Genomic DNA, 20725 nt, shown 5'->3' on the forward strand with positions numbered 1-20725 from the left:
CGGCCGGGTCAGTCGGCCGCCACGGCGGCCGGGCGGCGGCCGTCCGGCCCCTCCCCGGGCCCGGCGGCGACGGCCGTTCCCAGGATCTCCGTCCCGCTGATGTACGGCAGTTCGTCCAGCGGCCGGTCCGAGAAGAAGCGCGCCATCAGATCGGCGAACTCCGCGATCCGCTCCACCGGGGCCAGATGGTCGGTCTCCTCGATGGTCAGGAACCGGGCCTCGGGCAGGACGGCCGCCACCTTACGCCCCATCGCGGGCGTGGTCAGGGTGTCGTACTCACCGGTCACCACCAGGCTCGGTACGGCCGGTACGGGCTCGGGGCGGTACCACTCGTGCCGCATCAGCCGGGTGTTGTGCTCCGCCGACTTGCCCAGCTGTTCGGAGGTCTGCCCGGCGATCTGCTGATAGACCAGCCGCGCGACGACGGCGTGCTTGCGGACCCGTCCGGTGCCGGGGGGCGACATGAAGTAGTCGGCCAGCTCCCGGGCGATCCCCGAGGTCTCCCCCCGGTCGATCATCACGGCCCACCGCTCCATCGCGGCCCTGTAGTCCGCCGGGATCCGGGTGGCCATGCCGACCAGCATCAGCCGGGAGACCATCCCCGGGTAGTGCTGGGCGAACCGCAGCCCGATGGCTCCGCCGAAGCAGACGGCCACCAGATTGACGCGCGGCACACCGAGTTCGTCGAGCAGATGCCGGACGGCGGCGGCGAGGAAGTCGATGCCGTAGTACGCGGGGAGGAAGTCGGCGGTGCCGTACCCGGGCAGATCGACGGTGATCATCCGGCCCGTCGGGGCCAGCCACTTCTCGTGCCGCACCCAGGAGTTGCGGTCCTGCGAGGAGCCGCCCAGCACCAGGACGGGTTCGGTCCGCTCGTCGTCGCCGTGGACGATCCGGCAGGTGTAGCGGAACCCTCCGAAGGCGAGATCCCGCTCCTCGACCCGGTCGGCCGGCCCGCGGGCGCTCGCCTCGGTCGCCTGTCCGGGGATCACCGGGCGGGCACCGGGTGATTCCTGGTCCTGAGTGAGAACGGCATCGGTGGGCATGGTGACTCCAGGGCTCCGGAAGGGACAACGACGCCCCTGCCTAGCAGCCGGTCGGGCCGGAGCCGGTGACACTGACCCGATCGTGGGCGATTCGCACCTCCTGGTCCGCTGATGGATTCGACTCTCGCTCAACAGGCCGCGAAATCCGGCGCGGTACGGCTCGCGCGTTGACGGCGGCCGCCATCGGTTGCCCGGCCCCCGCGGGCCGCGCTTGACTTGGAGCGCACTCTCATTCGTAGCCTGCGTACATGACTGACATCAGCACACCGCAGCACGCGATCGGATCAGGGTTCGGAGCCCGGAGCACGGCCGGCGAGGTTCTGGCCGGGATCGACCTCACCGGGAAGCTCGCCGTCGTCACCGGCGGCTACTCCGGGATCGGACTGGAGACCACGCGCGCGCTCGCCGCCGCCGGCGCCCGGGTCGTCGTCCCCGCCAGGCGGCCCGAGGCCGCGGAGAAGGCACTGTCCGGGATCGACGGCGTCGAGGTCGACGAACTGGACCTGTCCGACCTCGACAGCGTCGCCGGCTTCGCCGGACGCTTCCTCGCGTCGGGCCGCACCCTCGACCTCGTCATCACCAACGCGGGGATCATGGCCTGCCCCGAGACCCGGGTCGGCCCCGGCTGGGAGGCCCAGTTCGCCACCAACCACCTCGGCCACTTCGCCCTCGTCAACCGGCTCTGGCCGGCGATCGAACCCGGCGGGGCGCGGGTCGTCTCGCTGTCCTCCTCCGGGCACCGGCTCTCGCCGATCCGCTGGGACGACCTGTGGTTCGCCAACGGCTACGACAAGTGGCAGGCGTACGGCCAGGCGAAGACCGCCAACGCGCTGTTCGCCGTCCACCTCGACCGGCTCGGCCGGGAGTCGGGCGTACGGGCGTTCTCCGTGCATCCGGGAGGCATCCTCACCCCGCTCCAGCGCCATCTGGCCAAGGAGGAGATGGTCGCGGCGGGCTGGATCGACGAGAACGGCGATGTGGCGAACCCCGGTTTCAAGTCCCCGGAGCAGGGCGCCGCCACCCAGGTGTGGGCGGCGACCTCGCCGATGCTGGCGGACGCGGGCGGGGTCTTCTGCGAGGACTGCGAGATCGCCGCTCCCGCGGCGGACGACCCCGCGGTCTACGGCGGGGTGGCGGGGTACGCGACCGACCCGGAGCAGGCCGCGCGGCTGTGGACGCTCTCGGCCGAGCTGACCGGGGTGAACGCGTTCGCACCGACCGCCTGAGCGCGGTGACCCTCCCCGGCCGGGCGCGGTGGGCGTGCGGTCCGGCGCGGGTGGGCCCGTACCGTACCGGCGGTGACGGACCGGCCACGGAGGACACCGGCCGGCGTGGGGGGAGTCGGCCGGTGTCCGCGCCCGGCGGGTACGGTACGCCGGCTCAGGTGCTCAGCCGGTGGGTGAGCGTGGTGGGGAGCGTCAGGGAGCGGCGCGCGACACCGGGATCGTTGATCTCTTCGAGCAGCAGCCGGGTGATCGCCCGCCCGATCTCCGCGATCGGCTGGCTCACACTGGTCAGCGGCGGGACCGTGTGCCGGGCGATGATCGAGTCGTCGAAACCGATCACCGCCACGTCCTCCGGCACCCGCCGCCCCCGCTCCCGCAGCTCACCGAGCGCGCCCGCCGCCATCACATCGGACGCGGCGAAGACGGCGTCGATGTCCGGCCGCCGCGCGAGCAGTTCCCGCATGGCGTCGCGGCCCCCCTCCCGGGTGAAGTCACCCGCCGCGACCAGCGACTCGTCGGCCCCCCGGCCCGCCGCGGCATGCGCGTCGCGCCAGCCCTGGAGCCTGCTCACGCCGACATCCATGTCGAGCGGCCCGGTGATCGTCGCGACGGCCGTACGCCCCTGGCCGAGCAGATGTCGTACGGCCTGTGCGGCGCCCCCCGCGTTGTCCGACTGGACATGGCTGAGAGGTTCGGAGGGTGAACGCCTGCCCGCCAGGACCGTCGGCATCCGCACCTTCTCCAGGAACGCGGGCAGCGGGTCGTCGCGGTGGACCGCGACCAGCAGCACCCCGTCGACCCGGCGCGCCTCCACGAACCGGGTCAGCCGGTCCCGCTCGCGCTGGTCGCGGATGAGGATCAGCAGCAACTGCATCTCCGTATCGGCGAGCTCCGTGCTCACGCCCCGGATCACGGCCGAGAAATAGGGCTCGGAGGCCAGTCGGCTCTCCGGCTCGGGGATCACCAGCGCGATGCTGTCGGTCCTGCTGGTGACCAGGGAGCGGGCGGCCGGGTTCGGTACGTACTTCAGCTCCGCGATGGCAGCCTCGACGGCGGCCCTGGCCTTCGCGCTCACGCCGGGCGCGCCGTTGACGACCCGTGAGACCGTGCCGCGCCCCACGCCCGCGAGCTGGGCCACGGCTTCAAGAGTTGGCCTCCGGCCTGACGGTGTACGGCTGCTCATCGCGTCTCCTGACTCGTGCTCCCGTGGGGCCACAAAACCACCCATCGAGAGTTTGCGCTGGTCGGCCGGGGCGTACCGGCGAGGGACGGGCGGGGTACGGACACATTCCCGCAACGGAACCGACTTCGACTCTTGACACGAACCTGTGTCTACGGAGAGTCTTCCACAATCCATTGGGAGCGCTCCCAGTTTCTGGGGCGGGTCTCCCGTCCAGTCGTACGTGAGCCGCAGCAGGCGCGTGCCTGAGTGCCGCTGCTAGGAGGAAGCACATGGGCCTGGCCCGTCATCGCTCCGGTTCGACCTTCGCATCCGTCACCGCGGCCGCGGTGACCCTCGTCCTCGTCGCCGGCTGTTCGAGCGGCGACTCGGGCAAGGCGACCACCAAGGACGGCAAGACCGTCATCAGCATGGGCCTGTTCGGGGTCATGGGCTACGAGGAGTCCGGTCTCCTGGACCGCTACATGGAGGAGAACCCGGACATCACGATCGAGGCCGAGGTGGCCGGTGACGAGCAGACCTACTACACGGCGTTCCAGACCCACCTCGCCGCGGGCAGCGGGCTCAAGGACATCCAGGGCATAGAGGTCGGCCGTGCGAAGGAGCTGGTCGACACCCAGGCGGACAAGTTCACGGATCTGTCCGGGACGGAGGGCATCGACGGCTATCTGCCGTGGAAGTCGAACCAGGTCACGGCCGAGGACGGCAAGGTGATCGGGCTCGGTACGGACATCGGCCCGATGGCCGTCTGCTACCGCAAGGACCTGTTCGCGCAGGCGGGGCTGCCCACCGACCGCGAGGAGGTGGCGAACCTGTGGGCGGGGGACTGGGCCAAGTACATCGAGGCCGGCCGGACGTTCAAGGAGAAGTCCAAGGACAGGAAGGTCTCCTTCATGGACACCTCCACCGGGCTGTTCAACGCCATGGTCTACGGCGCGGACAAGCAGTTCTACGACGAGAGCGGCGAGCTGATCTACCAGGACAACCCGGTGGTCAAGAACGCCTGGGCCCTCGCGACGGACGCCGCGAAGTCCGGGATGACCGCCAAGCTGCGGCAGTTCCAGACCGGCTGGGACCCGGGGCTGGCCAACAGCACCTTCGCCTCCACCGTCTGCCCGGCCTGGATGCTCGCCCACATCAGCGAGAAGGCCGGTCCGGCGAACAAGGGCAAGTGGGACATCGCCAAGGCACCCAAGGGCGCCAACTGGGGCGGCGCGTTCCTCGGGGTGATGGAGAAGAGCCCGGTCAAGCAGGAGGCCGGGAAGCTGGTCGCCTGGCTGACCGCGCCGGAGCAGCAGGCGTACCTCTTCGAGAAGCTCAGCATCTTCCCGTCCTCGCAGAAGGCGATCGATCTGCCCGCGGTCGCGAACGGCACGTCGGCGTACTTCAGCGACGCGCCGATCGGCCGGATCTTCGGCGCGGCGGCCAAGGAGATCCCGGCCGAGCAGGTCCTCGGGCGCAAGGACGCCGGCATCAAGGACACGTTCTCGGCCGGTATCCAGCTGGTCGAGCAGGGCAGGGACGCCGACACGGCGTGGGACACGACGGACGAGCGCATCAAGAAGCTGACGCGCTGATCCGTCCCGTGATCCGGCCGGGTCCGGCCGGACCCGGCCGACCGGCGCTCGCTCGGCCGGCCCGACAGGTCCGGGCCGGCCGGTGACCCGACCGGCCGGGCCGCCCCGACCGGGTACCCGGTCCCCCTGACCACCCGCTCCCGATCACCCCACGGAAGGAAGCCCGCGTGGCCACCTCCACCCCGGCAGCCCCCACGGGCGGGCAGCCGCACCCCGCGTCAGCCGGTCCCCCCGGAAAGGGCGGCGCGGGCGGGCAGCCCCGGCAGTCCCGGCGCAACCTCCTCCACCGGCTGGATCTCGGGGCGGTGCCGTACGGTTTCATCGCCCCCTTCTTCCTCATCTTCGGCGCCTTCGGCCTGTATCCGCTGCTCTACACCTTCTGGATCTCGCTGCACCGTGTCGAACTGTCCTCGATGGACACGATGGAGTGGCGCGGGTTCTCCAACTTCACGGATCTCGTCGTGGACGACCGGTTCTGGAACGCGCTGAGCAACACCTTCACCATCGGTGTCTTATCGACCGTCCCGCAGCTGCTGATGGCCCTGGGCCTGGCCCATCTGCTGAACTACCGGCTCCGCGGCTCGGTGTTCTTCCGGGTCGCCGTCATCACCCCGTACGCGACCTCCATCGGCGCCGCCGCGCTCGTCTTCACCATGCTCTTCGAACGCGACTTCGGAATGATCAACTGGGGCCTCGGGCTCGTCGGCATCGACAACATCAACTGGGAGAGCGAGAAGTGGTACGCCCAGTTCGCCATCTCCACCATCGTGATCTGGCGCTGGACCGGCTACAACGCGCTGCTCTATCTGGCCTCCATGCAGGCCATACCCAAGGATCTGTACGAGGCGGCGGCCATCGACGGGGCCTCCCGCTGGCAGCAGTTCCGGACCGTGACCATCCCGGGCATCAGCGCCACGATCATCTTCACGATCGTGCTCTCCACGATCGGCGCCACCCAGCTCTTCGGTGAGCCGCTGATCTTCGGCCAGGGCCCCAACGGCGTCAGTGGCGGCGCCGACAACCAGTACCAGACGCTGGGTCTGCTGCTCTACGAAGAGGGCTGGAAGAACTACCAGATGGGGCGGGCCTCGACGATCGCCTGGGCCATGTTCCTGATCCTCGTCCTCCTCTTCGTCCTCCAGCGCGTTGTCGCGCGCTTCACGTCCCGTCCCTCCTGACCAGGGAGCAGCAGCCCCATGACCACCGACACCGCACAGGTACGGGCGGACGCGCGCGAGCGGACACCGCAGTCGCCGCCGCCCGAACGGCGAGGGCTCGGCCGGGTGCTGCGGCCGGGTGCCGGCCGTCAGCACCACGCGGGACCGCTCGCCCACCTCCTGCTCGGCCTCGCCGCGCTCGTCTCCCTCTTCCCGCTGTACTGGACGATGGTGGCGGCCTCCACCGACAACACCCGGGTGACACAGACCCCGCCGCCGTTCCTCCCCGGGCCGAATCTCCTCAAGAATCTCGCTACGGCGTGGACCGATGCCGCGATGGGCCGGGCGATGGTCAACAGCGTGATCGTCGCGGGGGTGATCGCGCTCTCGACGGTCTTCTTCGCCACGTTGGCGGGATTCGCCTTCGCCAAGCTCCGCTTCAAGGGCCGCAACGTGCTGCTGACGCTGGTCATCGGCACGATGATGGTGCCGCCGCAGCTCGGTGTCGTACCGCTGTTCATGATGATGGCCGACCTCGGCTGGGGGCAGAAGCTGCCCTCCGTGATCTTCCCGACGCTGGTCAGCGCGGTCGGGGTGTTCTTCATGCGGCAGTACCTGAAGGAGGCCCTGCCCGATGAACTCATCGAGGCGGGACGGCTGGACGGCGCGCACTCGCTGCGGATCTTCTGGAGCATCGTCCTGCCGATCGCGCGTCCCCCGATGGCCGTACTGTTCATGATCACTTTCGTGCACGCCTGGAACGACTTCTTCTGGCCCTTCATCGCGCTGGACATGACGAATCCGACGGTTCCCGTGGCGCTCTCGCAGCTCAGCGCGGGGTACGTACGCGATCAGTCCGTGATCATGGCGGGCGCGCTGCTCGGCACCCTGCCGCTGCTGGCGATGTTCGTCGTCTTCGGACGCCAGATCGTCGGCGGCATCATGCAAGGTGCCGTCAAGGGCTGAGCCCTGACCTCCCCTCACCCACACCACGCGTACCACAGACCGCTCTACGCACCCTGTTCGCTTCTGCGGAAGGACCCTCGTGGCCACCTCCACCTCCGTACCCACCACCGGGCAGGATCCGGACCCCGCCGGGGCCCTGCGCTTCCCCGCCGATTTCCGCTGGGGCACGGCGACCGCCGCGTACCAGATCGAAGGCGCCGCCCGGGAGGACGGCCGGACCCCCTCCATCTGGGACGTCTACTCCCGGACCCCCGGCCGGGTGCGCAACGGCGACACCGGTGACATCGCCACCGACCACTACCACCGCTGGCCCGAGGACATCGAGCTGATGTCCCGGCTGAACGTCGGCGCGTACCGCTTCTCGGTCTCCTGGCCCCGGGTCAGGCCGACCGGCTGCGGTCCCGCGTCCGCGAAGGGGCTGGACTTCTACCGGCGGCTGACGGACGGACTGCTGGAGAAGGGCATCGAGCCGGTCATCACCCTCTACCACTGGGATCTGCCCCAGGAGCTGGAGGACGCGGGCGGCTGGCCCGCGCGGGAGACCGCGTACCGCTTCGCCGAGTACGCGGGGATCGTCGCCGACGCCCTGGGCGACCGGGTGAAGACCTGGACGACCCTCAACGAGCCCTGGTGCAGCGCGTTCCTGGGGTACGGCTCCGGTGTGCACGCCCCCGGCCGTACCGACGCCGCCGACTCCCTGCGCGCCGCGCACCATCTCAACCTCGGCCACGGTCTCGCGGTCGAGGAGCTGCGCGAGCGGCTCCCCGCCGGCACCGAGGTGGCCGTCACCCTCAATCTGCACCAGCTGCGGCCGCTGACCGGGAGCGCCGCCGACGCCGACGCGGTCCGCCGGATCGACGGCATCGCCAACCGGATCTTCACCGGACCCATGCTGGACGGCGCCTACCCCGCGGATGTCATCGAGGACACCGCGTCGGTCACCGACTGGTCCTTCGTCCAGGAGGGCGACGAGTCCCTCATCCACCAGCCGCTCGACTTCCTCGGCGTCAACTACTACTCGCCGACGCTGGTCTCCCACCACGAGGGCCCGGCCGCCCACGGCGCCGACAACCACGGCGCGAGCGACCACAGCCCCTGGCCCGCCGCCGAACAGGTCGCCTTCCACCAGACCCCCGGCGAGCGGACCGCCATGGGCTGGACGATCGACGCGAGCGGACTGTACGACCTGCTGACGCGGGTACGGCGGGACCACCCCGGCCTGCCCATGATGATCACCGAGAACGGCGCGGCCTTCGACGACTACGCGGGCCCCGAGGGCGAGGTCCGCGACCCGGAACGGATCGCCTACCTCCGCGAGCACCTCGCCGCCGTCCACCGGGCCATCGGCTCCGGGGCCGACGTCCGCGGCTACTTCCTCTGGTCGCTGCTGGACAACTTCGAGTGGGCGTACGGCTACAGCAAGCGCTTCGGCATGGTGTACGTGGACTACGCGACCCAGCGCCGCATCCCGAAGTCCAGCGCCCATTGGTACGGCGAGGTGGCCCGTACGGGAGAGCTGCCGATGCGGTAGGCCGTGCGGTGGGCCGGAGCGGTGGCGCGTCGGTGCGCCACAGCTCCGGCGGTCGGTCCGTCGACCCGCACCGGTCCGGTTGATCCGGACATGACGTGACCTTGAGGGGCCTTTGGCCAACGCATGTCCCCCTGATGGACGGTTGATCGAAAGAGTGAGGTGTGTGCGCAGCGGCCAACTACCGCGTCCGCCGCACCGACTTCACACCGCAGGGGGTTCCATGAGATCCAGTAGGCCGCGCCTGCGCACCGGACTGACCTGGGCGGCGACACTGCCCATGGTCGTCGGAGCCCTGGCACTCTCCATCCCGTCCGCCGGCGCCGACACCGGCCCCGCGGGACGCGACACGCTCCACGGCACCAAGCCGCTGTGGGCGTCCAGCGCCGCCGACCGGGGCAGCGCCCCCGACGCCACCGGGGTCACCGTTCGGGTCTATCTCGCGGGACGGGACGCCACCGGTCTCGCACGGTACGCCCGGGAGGTCTCCGACCCGGCGTCCGCCGCGTACGGGCACTATCTGACAGCCCGGCAGACCGAGGACCGCTTCGGCGCGACTCCGCGGCAGATATCCCGCGTCACCCACTGGCTGACCTCGGCCGGACTGAAGGTCACCGCCACCGGCCGACGCTATCTGACGGTGCGTGGCACCACCGCCGCCGTGGAGAAGGCGTTCTCCACCCAGCTCCACAACTACACCAAGGCGGGCCACACCTACCGCGCCCCGGTGGCCACGCCCTCGGTGCCCGACTCGCTGAACGGCGCGGTGCTCACCGTCACCGGACTCGACAACGCGCCCCACCGGGCCCACCGCGACGACACCCTCCCGCCGCCGGACGCCGCCTTCCGCAACGCCGGGCCGTTCTCCGCGTACTACGGCTCGAAGACCGACCGGACGCTGCCGTCCGCGTACGGGACGAAGGCCCCGTACGCCGTCAAGGGCTACACCGGCGGGCAACTGCGCGCCGCCTACGGGGCGAAGGGCTTCACCGGCAAGGGCGTCACCGTCGCGATCACCGACGCGTACGCCTCGCCGACCCTCGCGAAGGACGTCCGCGCCTACGCCGGGCGCCACGGGGACCGGCCCTACCGCGCGGGCCGGCTCTCCCAGGTACTGCCCGCCGCCTACCACAGCACCGAGGAGTGCGACGCGGCCGGCTGGTACGGCGAGGAGACCCTCGATGTCGAAGCCGTCCACGCGGTCGCGCCCGACGCCGGCATCGTCTACGTGGGCGCCGCCTCCTGCCACGACGACGATCTGCTCGACTCGCTCGGCAAGGTCGTGGACGGCCGGCTCGCCGATATCGTCTCCAACTCCTGGGGCGACCTGGAGTCCGGCGAGACACCGGCCTCCGCCGCCGCCTACGACCAGGTCTTCCAGCGCGGCGCCGTCGAGGGTGTCGGCTTCTACTTCTCCTCCGGCGACGACGGCGACAATGTCGCCACCACCGGTACGAAACAGGTCGACCTGCCCGCCAACTCCGCGTGGGTGACGGCCGTGGGCGGCACCTCGCTCGCCGTCGGCAAGCGCGGCACCTACCAGTGGGAGACCGGCTGGGGCACCCTCAAGGCGGGCCTCGCCGCCACCGGCGACAGCTGGACGGACTTCCCCGGCACCTACACCTCCGGGGCGGGCGGCGGCACCAGCGCCACCGTGGCGCAGCCGTACTACCAGCGCGGCACCGTCCCCGACTCGCTCGCCGGGGCGAACGGTACGACGCCGATGCGGACCGTCCCCGACATCGCGGCCGTCGCCGACCCGAACACCGGCTTCCTGGTCGGCCAGACCCAGACCCGGCCGGACGGCACCCTCGGCTACGGCGAGTACCGCATCGGCGGCACCTCGCTGGCCGCGCCCGTCATCGCGGGCGTCCAGGCGCTGGCCCAGCAGGCGCGCCACGGCGTGCCGATCGGCTTCGCCAACCCCGCGATCTACCAGCGGTACGGCACCTCGGCCTACCACGACGTGACCGATCACCCGCTGGGCGCGGGCCGCGGGCTCGCCGTCGTACGCAACGACTTCGTCAACGGCCACGACGCCACGGACGGCATCACCACCTCGCTGCGCAGCCTCGGCCGGGACAGCTCGCTGTCCGCGGTCGTCGGCTACGACGATGTGACGGGCGTCGGCACCCCGGCGGCCGGCTACGTGACCTCGTACCGCACGCGCTGAGAGACCGGTGCGCGACCGACGCCGGACCGGCCGGGGATCGACCGGTCCGGTCCGGCGTCAGAGGTCCCAGGCACGGCGTTCGTCGTCCCGGGGCGCGTACACGACCGAGGGGGCGCCGAGGCCGTATGTCATCACCGGCCGGTCCGTGTCCCAGGCGGGCCAGCCCGGGTCGCCGGTCCGCGCGAAGCGGATCCAGTCGCGGTGCATGGTGTCGGCGAGGGACTGCGGCGCGTCGGGTCCGGTGAGCGCCATCGTGGCCGGGTCGCGCAGGGTGTCGAAGACGAAGCCGAGGTCCAGACCGTGGCAGGCGCCGAGCGACAGGACCGGCGACGGCCAGGCGAACTCGTAGAAATGGGTGGCGCCAGGGGCCTTCAGCCGGGCATCGGCCAGCCGGACCAGCGGCAGCCGCAGCACCAGATCGGTGGCGAGCAGCCCGAGGATCTCCCCGGGGGACGCGCCGGGACGGTTGGCCCGGTAGACGCGGGCCGTCCGGCCCCGTACCCCGGCCTTTGCCATCGCCAGCCGCAGGGCGAGCGGGCCGATCCGGTCGATCGCGCCGCCGGGCGCGAACCACAGCCGGTACTCCTCCGTGGTGGTGCCCATCAGCAGATCGATCTCCCCGGACCGCCCGGCGGCCAGGGCGCGCGCCGGATCCTCGGGCAGGACCTCCCCGTCCACCACGATGTCGAACGCCGGGCCGCCGCTCAGCCCGCTCCCCCCGGCCACCTCGCCCTGGGCACGCAGCAGCGCGGCGCGGTCCACGGTGGCGAACGCGGCGGCGGTCGGCTCCACCCCCAGCCGCCGGGCTATCCGCCGCGTGGTGCGCCGGGCCTTCGCCGGGAGGACGGCGGACGGGGCGCCACTCTGGAGCACGGCCCGCCGCATCAGCCCCGCGGCGAGCGGGGACGCCAGCAGGCAGGCCGTGGAGAGGGCCCCCGCCGACTCGCCGAAGACGGTCACCAGCGCGGGATCGCCGCCGAAGGCCGCCACATTGCGCCGCACCCAGTGGAGCGCCGCCAGCTGGTCCCGCAGCCCGGGGTTCCCGGGCACGTCCGGGAACACCCCGAAGCCCTCGATCCCGAGCCGGTAGTTGACCGAGACCAGCACCACACCGTCCCGGGCGAAGGCGGCCCCGTCGTAGACCGGCACGGCCGACGAACCGTTGCGCAGCGAACCCCCGTGGATCCAGACCATCACCGGCAGCCCGGCGCCGCCCGGATCGGGCGTCCACACATTGAGGTTGAGACAGCCGTCGCCGGGCACGACGGGCTCCGGCAGCAGCTGGTCGAGCGGGGGCTTGTACGGGGTCTTCGGTGCCGTGGGACCGAAGACGGCCGCCTCCCGCACCCCGTCCCAGGGCTCGGGCGCCACGGGAGGTCGGAAGCGGTACGGACCGACCGGCGCGGCCGCGTACGGAACGCCCCGGAAGACCGCGATCCCGTTCTCGGTACGGCCGCGCACCCGGCCGTACTCGGTGCTGACGATGGTCTCTTCGCTCTCCACGGCCATCTCCTTTCGGGGCGGTCTTCGGTCAGAGCCGGCCGAAGAGCTGGGTCCAGTACGTCCCGGCCGGGCCGCCGCCCGCGAAGCCGACGCCCCGATGGGTGAAGTCCGGCTTGAGGATGTTGGCCCGGTGGCCCGGACCGTCCCTCCAGCCCCGGACCACCTCGCGGGGGGTGCGCCGGCCGCAGGCGATGTTCTCGCCGATGCCCCGGTGGACCGCTCCCGCCGCGGTGGGAGCGGTCCACCGGCTGGGTGCCCTCGGGAGAAGTGTGCGCGTAGAAGGCGCGCGCCGCCATATCGGCGCTGTGGTCCCGCGCCGTCGTCGGCCAGCGGGCGCAGCCCGTGGGCGGTCCGCCCGGCGTTGGTGAGGGCGACGACCTCGGCGGCGGTCCGTATCAGCCCGTCCGCCGTGCACGGGCCGGCCCACAGCGCCGTCCAGTAGGTGTCACCGGGGCGGGCGTCGACGCGCCGGCCGATCCCTGCGTCGGCCGGCGCGGGGTCGAGCGCCGGGCCCGGGGCCGCGTCCCCGGTCAGGCCGTACTCCAGGAACTGCGCCGCCGTACGCGGACCGGAGACCAGATGCTGTCGATCCGCTTCCCGCCGGCCCCGCGCCGCCGCCACTGCTCCGGTAACCCGCGGCGGGACGCCACGGTCCCACGGTCACCGATACGGACACCGTATACGGTCATTTCCCTTCGCCGGGGCGCCGCTTCCCCGATACTGGAGCCATGGAGACCCTGGTGTTCATGACGCTGCCCGGTCTGGTCATCGTGCTGACCGTGGTGGCCTTCGTCGACCAACTCCTGCTGCGCGTGGGACGCGCGGGCATGCTGCCGTGGCGCAACGGCGCGCGGCAGGGACAGATCTCCGCGACCGGTTTCGAACAGCTGCACGCGAGCTTCTCGCCGGGGAAGCAGAACGAGCTCAAGGAGCGCGGCTCGGCCTTGCTGATGCGGGACGACGAGGAGGACGGCGCCCCGCCGCACCGGACCCTGGTGGATCTGGACGGCGGGACCGCGATCGTACGGATACCGAAGAGCGGGTCGGGCCCGGCCCGGTGACGGCCCGGCCGGTCACCGCCCGCCGGAGCCGTCAGCCGCGCCGCCGCCAGGGCCGTACGCAGCGCCGTGCCGCTCGCGGGCGCACCCGGATCGGCCGGCGAGATGCCGAGCCCCTGCGGGTCCTTCGCGTACGGGACGACATAGGGCCGGGCGTCCCGCTGGAAGCGCCAGCTCTCGGCGAGGGGGTCCGCGTCGAGAGGCGTCGTACCCGAGCAGGTCGAACAGCCGGATGGCGGCCGCCTTCGCGGCCGCGTCGTCACCCGCGAGGGGCGGTGCAGAGCGGTCGGGCGCGCCGGAGGGCCGGGCCGGCGCGGCCAGATGCTTGAAGTAGATGTTGTTGAACGCCTTGATGACATGGGCGTCCGGCAGACGCCGCTGGAGCAGTTCGCCGGTGGTGACCTCCTCCGTGTCCAGCTCGGCGATCCGGCCGTCACGCTCGGGGTAGTTGTGGGTGTCCAGCACGGCCTTGCCCGCCAGCGGCGCCACGGGCACCCGGAGATGGTGCTTCAGCGGGACGCTGACCACGACCCAGTCCCCGGCGGCGGCCGCCTCGTCGGGGGTCGCCGCCCGCGCCCGTGGTCCCGGCTCAGCCACCGGCTCCGCCAGGGTCTCGGGCCCCGTGAGCTGCTCAGCGCCACATCGATCCCGGCGGCGACGCCGGGCCTCGCCAGGGTGCCGCCGCTGTTTCCACTGCCGATCAGTCCAAGAGTGCTCATACGGATGCCGGCCCGATACAGGGGAGAGGTATTCCCTCCCGGGCCGGGAACCTCCGCTCAGCCCTCCGTCCCGTCCGCCCGGTGCAGCGCCAGCAGCGCCTGGTCGTCCTGGGGCGTGCCGCGGCTGTGCCGCCGTACATCGCGGATCAGCGTGTCCAGGATCTGCCCCGGCGAGGGCGCGCGGCCCTGGTCGGCCGCGCGGTGCTGGAGCAGCCGGGGCAGCCGCCGTACGGGATCGTAGAAGGTGCCCGCGCGGTCGCGGGCCTCGGTGATCCCGTCGGTGTAGCACAGCAGGGTCGAGCCCGGCGGGAACGGGAAGGTGTCGACGGGGGAGACCCAGGTCCCCAGCGTGGTCATGCCCAGGGGCGGGGCCTCCTGGGAGGGTTCGAGCAGGACGGCCGTGCCCCTGGCGTCCAGCAGCAGCGGCGGCGGATGGCCGCGGTTGACGATGCGTACGAGATCCAGACCGGGCGGGAACTCCGCGATCAGGGCGGTGGTGAAGCCCTCCTCCTGGTCGAGGTTTCCCCGGCGCTCCCCCTCGCGCAGCAGCGCCAGCTCCAGGGAGCCCACGAGACCGGTCAGATCGGGCGACTCGTCGGCGGCGTACCGGAAGGCACCGATGTCGACACAGACGGCCGCCACCGCGCCCAGCCCCTTGCCCCGGATATCACCGACCATCAGCCGGGTCCCGTGGGCGGTCTGCTGGACCACGTAGAGGTCGCCGCCGATCAGCGCCTCGTCCTCGGCGGGCACATAGCGGGCCGCGATCCGCAGCGGGCCCAGCCGGGAGGGCGGTGTGGGCAGTACGGCACGCTGCACCACCGCCGCGACCCGCTGGGCGCGCCGGGTCTCGCTGTCCTTGAGGTGCAGGGTGCGGTGGATGAGGACGGCCAGCGCGGTGACGGCCACGAGGGTCAGCTGGTTGGCGATCCCGCGCTGCCAGCCGAACGTGCCGTCCTCGTACGCGAGGAAGGCGTGCACCATGATCGCGCAGAGCCCCACCCCGATGATCGCCCTCGTCCGCATGAGGGGTGCGGCCGTCACCGGCGCGACGAACAGCAGTGGCGCGGACGACACCGCGGGGGGTGTCGTCAGATCGACCACGACCGCCAGCGCGATGACGGCGAAAGGGATGAAGGGTGCTCCACGCCGCCAGTTCACTGTTCCCAGCCTGCCCTGCCGTTCATCTCATCGCATCCGCTGCGCCGCTGGTGATATCCGGATATCAGCCGAAGTCACGGCCGTCCGATCACGCCCTGTTGAGCACCTTTATCAACAAGTGATCAAATGAAGGTTTGTTGTGCGTGCGCGTGGCCATAGTGTCGGCACGTGTGCACGATTTCCGCACATGAGTCGCACGGGGTGGAGGCGCGTCAGATCATGCAGGGCACCGTTGATGGGTTCACCTATGGAGCCGTCACCCCCGTGGCGGCTTATCTCATGGCATGCCTCGGCGCCGCGCTCGGGCTTCGCTGCACCACCAGGTCACTGCGTACCGAGCAGTCCTGGAAGCCGGGATGGCTCGCGCTCGGCGCGACGTCCATCGGTTCGGGTATCTGGACGATGCACTTCATCGCCATGATGGGTTTCCAGGTGGTGGAGGCGCCGATCCGCTACGACGTACCGACGACCGTCCTCAGCCTGGTGGTCGCCATCGTCGTGGTCGGTGTCGGTGTCTTCGTCGTGGGCTACCGCGGAGCCACGCCCGTCACCCTGACGGCGGCGGGCGTGATCACCGGTCTCGGTGTCGCGGCCATGCACTACATCGGGATGGCGGGGATGCGGCTGCACGGCAGGATGGAGTACGACACCACCATCGTCGTCCTCTCCGTGGTGATCGCCATCGTCGCGGCCACGGCCGCGCTCTGGGCGGCCGTGTCGATCCACGGCTTCCTGGCGAGCCTGGGCGCCAGCCTGGTGATGGGGATCGCGGTGACCGGTATGCACTACACCGGGATGGCCTCGGTCAGCGTCCATCTCCAGGGCCTCACCGGCGTCACCGCGGAGGGCGGTTCACCCACGTCGATCATCTTCCCGATGCTGATCGGCCCCCTGGTCTTCCTGGTGCTGGCCGGTGTCGTGGTGATGTTCGACCCGCTGCTGGTGCTGGGCGAGGGCGAGTGGAGCGAGCAGGGCGGTGGCGGGCCCGTACGGAAGAACCCCCCGGTACGCCCCGTATGGCCGCCGACGTACGACGCCGCCGGGCGGCCGGAGCCCACCATGGCTCCGCCGCGGCGTCAGGGGCAGCGCCCGCAGCGCCGCGTCGGGCCGGGCTTCCGGGACTGGTAGGCCACGACCGGCGGTAACCACCGGTCCGCCCGGTGGCCTCCCCGACCGACGGTCCGGGTCGGGGAGGCCACCGCCGTACGAGCCTCAGCCGGTCTGCGCCTCCCAGTCGACGGTGAAGGTGAGCGGCCCGGCGAGCAGCCGGTACTCGGGCAGGACACCGGGGCCGCACGACGCGCTGCCGATGCCCTGCTGGGCGGCGTCGACCGTCAGCTGGATCCGGTCGCCCCGTACCAGATCGGTCGGGTGCGCCGCCGCGTCCAGCTCCTCACTGCTCCACGGGCGGGCGGCCAGGGAGAAGGGGACCGGGCCGCTGATCCGCAGACCGGCCGCGGACCCGGCGCCGGTGAGCCTGGCCCACCGCACGTCGGGACGGCTGCCGTTCTCCTGCGGGAAGAGGTACGGCGTCTGGAGAGCGTCCACCGAGGAGTCGAACCGGCCGATACGCACGGCCGCCCGGGTGTCCGGATACGCCTCGTGCGGACCGCCGCCGTACCAGCTGACCGTGTCCAGCTCCTTCGGTACGGATGCCCGCAGCCCGACACGCGGCAGCGGCAGGTCCCAGCCGCCCAGCGGCCGTACTTCGAGGGTCAGCCGCAGCACCCCCGGCCGGTCGGCCGGGGCCGTCCAGCGGTAGAGCGCCGACATGGCGGAGTCCGTCCCGGCGGCGGCCACCCGGGTGGCCACGGTCAGCCCCTCGCCGTCCGTCTCCACGGACAGGACCTTGTGTTCCAGCCGGTCCAGACCGGCGTCGCGCCACCTGACGGCGACCGCGCCCGTCTCGCCCCAGCCACGCAGATCGTTGTCGGTGGGCGCGCGCCACAGATCCAGCCGGGGCCCCTCCACGGACAGTGCCCCGAGCCGTACGAGACGCCCGGTGTACGCGTCGAAGACGCCCTCCCCCAGTGTGATCAGTGCCCCGTCCGCCACCGGGGCCACCCCGGGACCGGGGGCCACGGCGGGCTCGGGGGCCGTCAGCCGCTCCTGCGCCCAGGCCACCTCGTGACCGGCGTCCGCCCAGGGTTCGTCCTTGGCGAGCCGCGCGCTGACCGTCAGCCACCGCTCGCCGTCCGCGCCGGCCGCGACCGCGCCCTCCAGCGCCTCGGGCCAGGCCACGACCGTACTGCCGCCCGGCGCCACGGCGGGCACGGACAGCTCGCCCTCGGCGCGTACGATCCCCTCGTCCTCCAGCCGCCAGTGGAAACGCAGATACGAGGTGTCGGCGAAGTCCAGTCCGCTGCGCACCGAGACCCGGCGCGCGTGCGGATCGACGGTGATCGCCAACGGCTCGACGACCTTCTTGTACTCGATCAGCCCGGGGGAGGGGACACGGTCGGGGAAGACCAGCCCGTCGGCCACGAAGTTGCCGTCGTGGACGGTCTCGCCGAAGTCCCCGCCGTACGCGAAGAACTCCCGGCCGTCCGGGGTACGGCGGCGGATGCCGTGGTCGATCCACTCCCAGACGAACCCGCCCTGGAGCCGGGGGTGCTGCTCGAACAGCCGCTGGTACTCGCTCAGCCCGCCGGGGCCGTTGCCCATGGCGTGCGCGTACTCGCACAGGATGAACGGCAGCTCACGACGGTGCGCGTCCAGGGCCGGGTCCTTCGTCGGCTCCTCCGTGCCCCGGCCGATCCGGTCGGTCTCGTCGTGGTCGGTGTACATCCGGCTGTACACGTCGACGTAGCCGCAGTCCCAGTCGCCCTCGTAGTGGACGGGGCGCCCGGGGTCGCGGTCATGGGACCAGTCGGCCATGGCGCGCAGATTGTCGCCGGTGCCCGCCTCGTTGCCCAGCGACCACATGATGACGCTCGCGTGGTTCTTGTCGCGCTCGACCATCCGGCTCATCCGGTCGAGATAGGACGCGCGCCAGCGCGGGTCGGCGCTCGGGTTGTCCCGCCAGCCGGTGAGGTAGAAGCCGTGGGTCTCCAGATCGCACTCGTCGATCACCCACAGCCCCAGCTCGTCGCAGAGGTCGAGGAAGCGGGTGTCCGGCGGGTAGTGGCTGGTGCGCACCGCGTTGACGTTGTGCCGTTTCATCAGCTCGATGTCCCGGCGCATGGTGTCGGTGTCGAGGGTGCGGCCGGTGTCCGGGTCCCACTCGTGGCGGTTCACCCCGCGCAGCAGGACCGGGGTGCCGTTGACCTTCAGCAGACCGTCCTCGACGGCCACGGTACGGAAGCCGATCCGCAGCCGGACGCGCTCGCCCGCCGTGGCCAGCTCCGCGTCGTACAGCCGGGGCGTCTCGGCGGTCCACGGCTCGACGGGGACGCGCGCCTCCTGGCCGACAACGATGTCGAGACCGAGTTCGGCGACGGTGACCCGGCCCTCCGTGTCGGCCTCCACGCGCAGGACGCCCTCACCGGTACGGGGGTCGTAGCCCGCGTGGACGAAGACGTCGCCCGCGCTCTGCGGTGGCCGGTGCAGCAGGGAGACGGAGCGGAAGATCCCGGAGAGCCACCACATGTCCTGGTCTTCCAGGTAGCTGCCCGCCGACCACTGGTGGACCCGGACGGCCAGGACGTTACGGCCCGGCCCGAGCGCCTCGGTGACATCGAACTCGGTGGGCAGCCGGCTGCCCTTGCCGTTGCCGAGGAGAACACCGTTCAGATGGACGGAGAAGGCCGAGTCGACGCCCTCGAAGCGCAGCACGGCGCGCCCCTGCGCGGGCCATGTCCCGGGCAGCGAGAACTCCCGCCGGTACTCACCCGTGGGGTTGGCGTCGGGCACTCGCGGCGGGTCCACCGGGAACGGGAACGTCAGGTTGGTGTAGGCCGGGGAACCGAAGCGCGGGCCGTTCGCGATGTCCCGCATCTGCCAGCTCGACGGTACGGGGAGCAGTTCCCACCCCGAGTCGTCGTGGTCCGGCGACTCGAAGCCGGGGGTCAGATCGCGCGCACCGGAGGCGAGCCGGAAACGCCAGTCGCCGTCCAGATCGAGAACCATGGCATCCGACGTGTACCGGGCCCGAGGGGCGAGCCGCCCCTGCCCCGGGTCGTAGCTTTCGACATGCTCAAGGGAGGCGTGGTCGAGACGGTCGCTGGACACGGATGGAATATCCCTTCACGGGCGGACAAGGCGAACAAGATCGTACAGATGACGTTTTCCTTGCAGCGTAGGTGACGCCGCCCGATCCCGTCGCCCCCCTCGGGCAGGGAAAATAATCACGTCGACGCACGGGCGCGACCTGCTGTTACCTCGTGCCACGTCGCCTCTCGCGGGCCCAGGTGCTTAGCGTGGAGACCGGTTGCCGTCATGTACCCGAGCCGGAGGCGGTCTCTCTTGCCCCAGCGTCCCCTGGCGTTGTTCGCCATGCGTGCCGAGAACCCGCCGAGGCTCTTTCCGCCCGGCGCCCTGGCCAGGCTCCGTGCCTCGGTCGACATCGATCTGGCTCTGGTGGCCGAGGACTTCCGGGACCCCCGGGTGCGCGACGCGCTCGCCGGGGCCGAGATCCTCATCACCGGCTGGGGGAGCCCGCCCGTCGACGAGGCCGCGCTGAGGGCGGCGCCCCGGCTGCGGGCCGTGCTGCACGCCGCCGGGTCGGTGAAGAGCCTGCTCACCCCCGGCTGCTGGGAGCGGGGGCTGCTCGTCTCCTCGGCCGCCGACGCCAACGCGCTGCCGGTCGCCGAGTACACCCTCGGCATGATCATGCTGGCGGGCAAGAACCTCTTCGCCGCCCGCGACGGCTACCGCGCCGCCCGCACCTTCGCCCCCGCCGAAATCATCCCGGACATCGGCAACTTCGGCCGCCGTATCGGTGTGGTCGGCGCCTCCCGGATCGGCCGCCGGCTCATCGAGCTGCTGCGCCCCTTCGACTTCCGGGTCTCCCTCGCCGACCCGTACGTGGACGCCGCCGGGGCCGCCGCGCTGGGGGTCACCCTGAGGGACCTCGACGACCTGCTGCGGACCAGCGACATCGTCACGGTCCACGCCCCGGCCACCCCGGAGACGTACAAGCTCATCGGCCGCCGCGAACTCGCGCTGCTGGGCGACGGCACGGTCCTCGTCAACACCGCGCGCGGCAGCCTGGTCGACACCCCGGCGCTCGTCGCGGAGCTGCGGACCGGACGCGTCAGCGCCGTACTCGATGTCACGGACCCCGAGCCGCTGCCCCCGGACTCCCCGCTCTTCGACCTGCCCAACGCCTTCCTCACCCCGCACCTCGCCGGATCGCAGGGCAACGAACTGCGCCGCCTCGGCCTGTGTGTCGTCGACGAGGTGGAGCGGCTGCTGCGCGGGGTGCCGCTGGCCCACCGTGTCGACCGCGCCGAACTGGAGCGCGCGGCGTGACCGGCCGCGCCCCCGGCAC

Annotated in this window: 15 protein-coding genes and 1 pseudogene; 9 read left to right on the forward strand and 7 right to left on the reverse strand. The window is 71.7% G+C overall.

The features are described 5' to 3' along the window. Positions 1–8: 8 nt before the first annotated feature. A complete protein-coding gene (locus ACIP8W_RS25790; RefSeq protein WP_402204791.1) occupies positions 9–1046 on the reverse strand; it encodes an alpha/beta fold hydrolase in 1038 nt (345 codons plus the stop codon). 257 nt (positions 1047–1303) lie between these two features. Between ACIP8W_RS25790 and ACIP8W_RS25795 the strand changes: the two genes are divergently transcribed. Beyond that, the gene (locus ACIP8W_RS25795) at positions 1304–2272 is read left to right on the forward strand and encodes an SDR family NAD(P)-dependent oxidoreductase (protein WP_402153477.1); all 969 of its coding nucleotides are present in this window, start codon (positions 1304–1306) and stop codon (positions 2270–2272) included. Positions 2273–2426: 154 nt separating this feature from the next. Here ACIP8W_RS25795 and ACIP8W_RS25800 read toward each other — a convergent pair whose 3' ends face one another. Next, positions 2427–3455: a LacI family DNA-binding transcriptional regulator gene (locus ACIP8W_RS25800; protein ID WP_401957325.1), complete on the reverse strand. Its 1029-nt coding sequence runs from the start codon at positions 3453–3455 to the stop codon at positions 2427–2429. 269 nt (positions 3456–3724) lie between these two features. Between ACIP8W_RS25800 and ACIP8W_RS25805 the strand changes: the two genes are divergently transcribed. From ACIP8W_RS25805 to ACIP8W_RS25825, 5 genes are all read left to right on the forward strand, one after another. Then, the gene (locus ACIP8W_RS25805; RefSeq protein ID WP_402153471.1) at positions 3725–5029 is read left to right on the forward strand and encodes an ABC transporter substrate-binding protein; all 1305 of its coding nucleotides are present in this window, start codon (positions 3725–3727) and stop codon (positions 5027–5029) included. A gap of 167 nt (positions 5030–5196) precedes the next feature. Then, a complete protein-coding gene (locus ACIP8W_RS25810; protein ID WP_401957320.1) occupies positions 5197–6207 on the forward strand; it encodes a carbohydrate ABC transporter permease in 1011 nt (336 codons plus the stop codon). Positions 6208–6225: 18 nt separating this feature from the next. After that, a complete protein-coding gene (locus ACIP8W_RS25815; protein WP_401957318.1) occupies positions 6226–7152 on the forward strand; it encodes a carbohydrate ABC transporter permease in 927 nt (308 codons plus the stop codon). 79 nt (positions 7153–7231) lie between these two features. Continuing rightward, complete coding sequence (locus ACIP8W_RS25820; protein WP_402204794.1) at positions 7232–8683, forward strand: GH1 family beta-glucosidase; 1452 nt, start codon at positions 7232–7234, stop codon at positions 8681–8683. 220 nt (positions 8684–8903) lie between these two features. Continuing rightward, positions 8904–10853, forward strand: coding sequence for a protease pro-enzyme activation domain-containing protein (locus tag ACIP8W_RS25825; RefSeq protein WP_402152937.1), 1950 nt, complete (start codon positions 8904–8906; stop codon positions 10851–10853). A gap of 57 nt (positions 10854–10910) precedes the next feature. On the opposite strand, the gene ACIP8W_RS25830 is transcribed toward ACIP8W_RS25825, so the two are convergent. Then, the gene (locus tag ACIP8W_RS25830) at positions 10911–12362 is read right to left on the reverse strand and encodes a carboxylesterase/lipase family protein (protein ID WP_401957403.1); all 1452 of its coding nucleotides are present in this window, start codon (positions 12360–12362) and stop codon (positions 10911–10913) included. A 22-nt stretch (positions 12363–12384) separates the two neighbouring features. Next, positions 12385–12941: pseudogene (locus ACIP8W_RS25835) on the reverse strand (CAP domain-containing protein); the annotation flags it as partial. Positions 12942–13084: 143 nt separating this feature from the next. On the opposite strand from ACIP8W_RS25835, the gene ACIP8W_RS25840 reads away from it, so the two are divergent. Further along, on the forward strand, positions 13085–13417 hold the full coding sequence (locus tag ACIP8W_RS25840) for a DUF6191 domain-containing protein (protein ID WP_401957311.1): 333 nt from the start codon (positions 13085–13087) through the stop codon (positions 13415–13417). 12 nt (positions 13418–13429) lie between these two features. On the opposite strand, the gene ACIP8W_RS25845 is transcribed toward ACIP8W_RS25840, so the two are convergent. Together ACIP8W_RS25845 and ACIP8W_RS25850 are read right to left on the reverse strand one after the other, a co-directional pair. After that, positions 13430–14011, reverse strand: a complete 582-nt coding sequence (locus tag ACIP8W_RS25845; RefSeq protein ID WP_402204797.1) for an NADP oxidoreductase — start codon at positions 14009–14011, stop codon at positions 13430–13432. Between the two features lie 179 nt (positions 14012–14190). Beyond that, positions 14191–15294 (reverse strand): PP2C family protein-serine/threonine phosphatase, encoded by a 1104-nt coding sequence (locus ACIP8W_RS25850; protein ID WP_402204799.1) that lies wholly within the window; start codon positions 15292–15294, stop codon positions 14191–14193. A gap of 219 nt (positions 15295–15513) precedes the next feature. Here ACIP8W_RS25850 and ACIP8W_RS25855 point away from each other — a divergent pair, with 219 nt between their 5' ends. Continuing rightward, positions 15514–16422, forward strand: a complete 909-nt coding sequence (locus tag ACIP8W_RS25855; protein ID WP_402204832.1) for an MHYT domain-containing protein — start codon at positions 15514–15516, stop codon at positions 16420–16422. A gap of 84 nt (positions 16423–16506) precedes the next feature. Here the strand turns inward: ACIP8W_RS25855 and ACIP8W_RS25860 are convergent, their stop codons facing one another. Beyond that, entirely contained in the window at positions 16507–19464 is a 2958-nt protein-coding gene (locus ACIP8W_RS25860; RefSeq protein ID WP_401957302.1) for a glycoside hydrolase family 2 TIM barrel-domain containing protein, read from the reverse strand. 234 nt (positions 19465–19698) lie between these two features. On the opposite strand from ACIP8W_RS25860, the gene ACIP8W_RS25865 reads away from it, so the two are divergent. Next, positions 19699–20706, forward strand: a complete 1008-nt coding sequence (locus ACIP8W_RS25865; protein WP_402204801.1) for a hydroxyacid dehydrogenase — start codon at positions 19699–19701, stop codon at positions 20704–20706. Positions 20707–20725: the final 19 nt, after the last annotated feature.

Origin of the sequence: Streptomyces sp. NPDC088554 (assembly GCF_044752945.1) — a bacterium.
Taxonomy (GTDB): Bacteria; Actinomycetota; Actinomycetes; order Streptomycetales; family Streptomycetaceae; genus Streptomyces.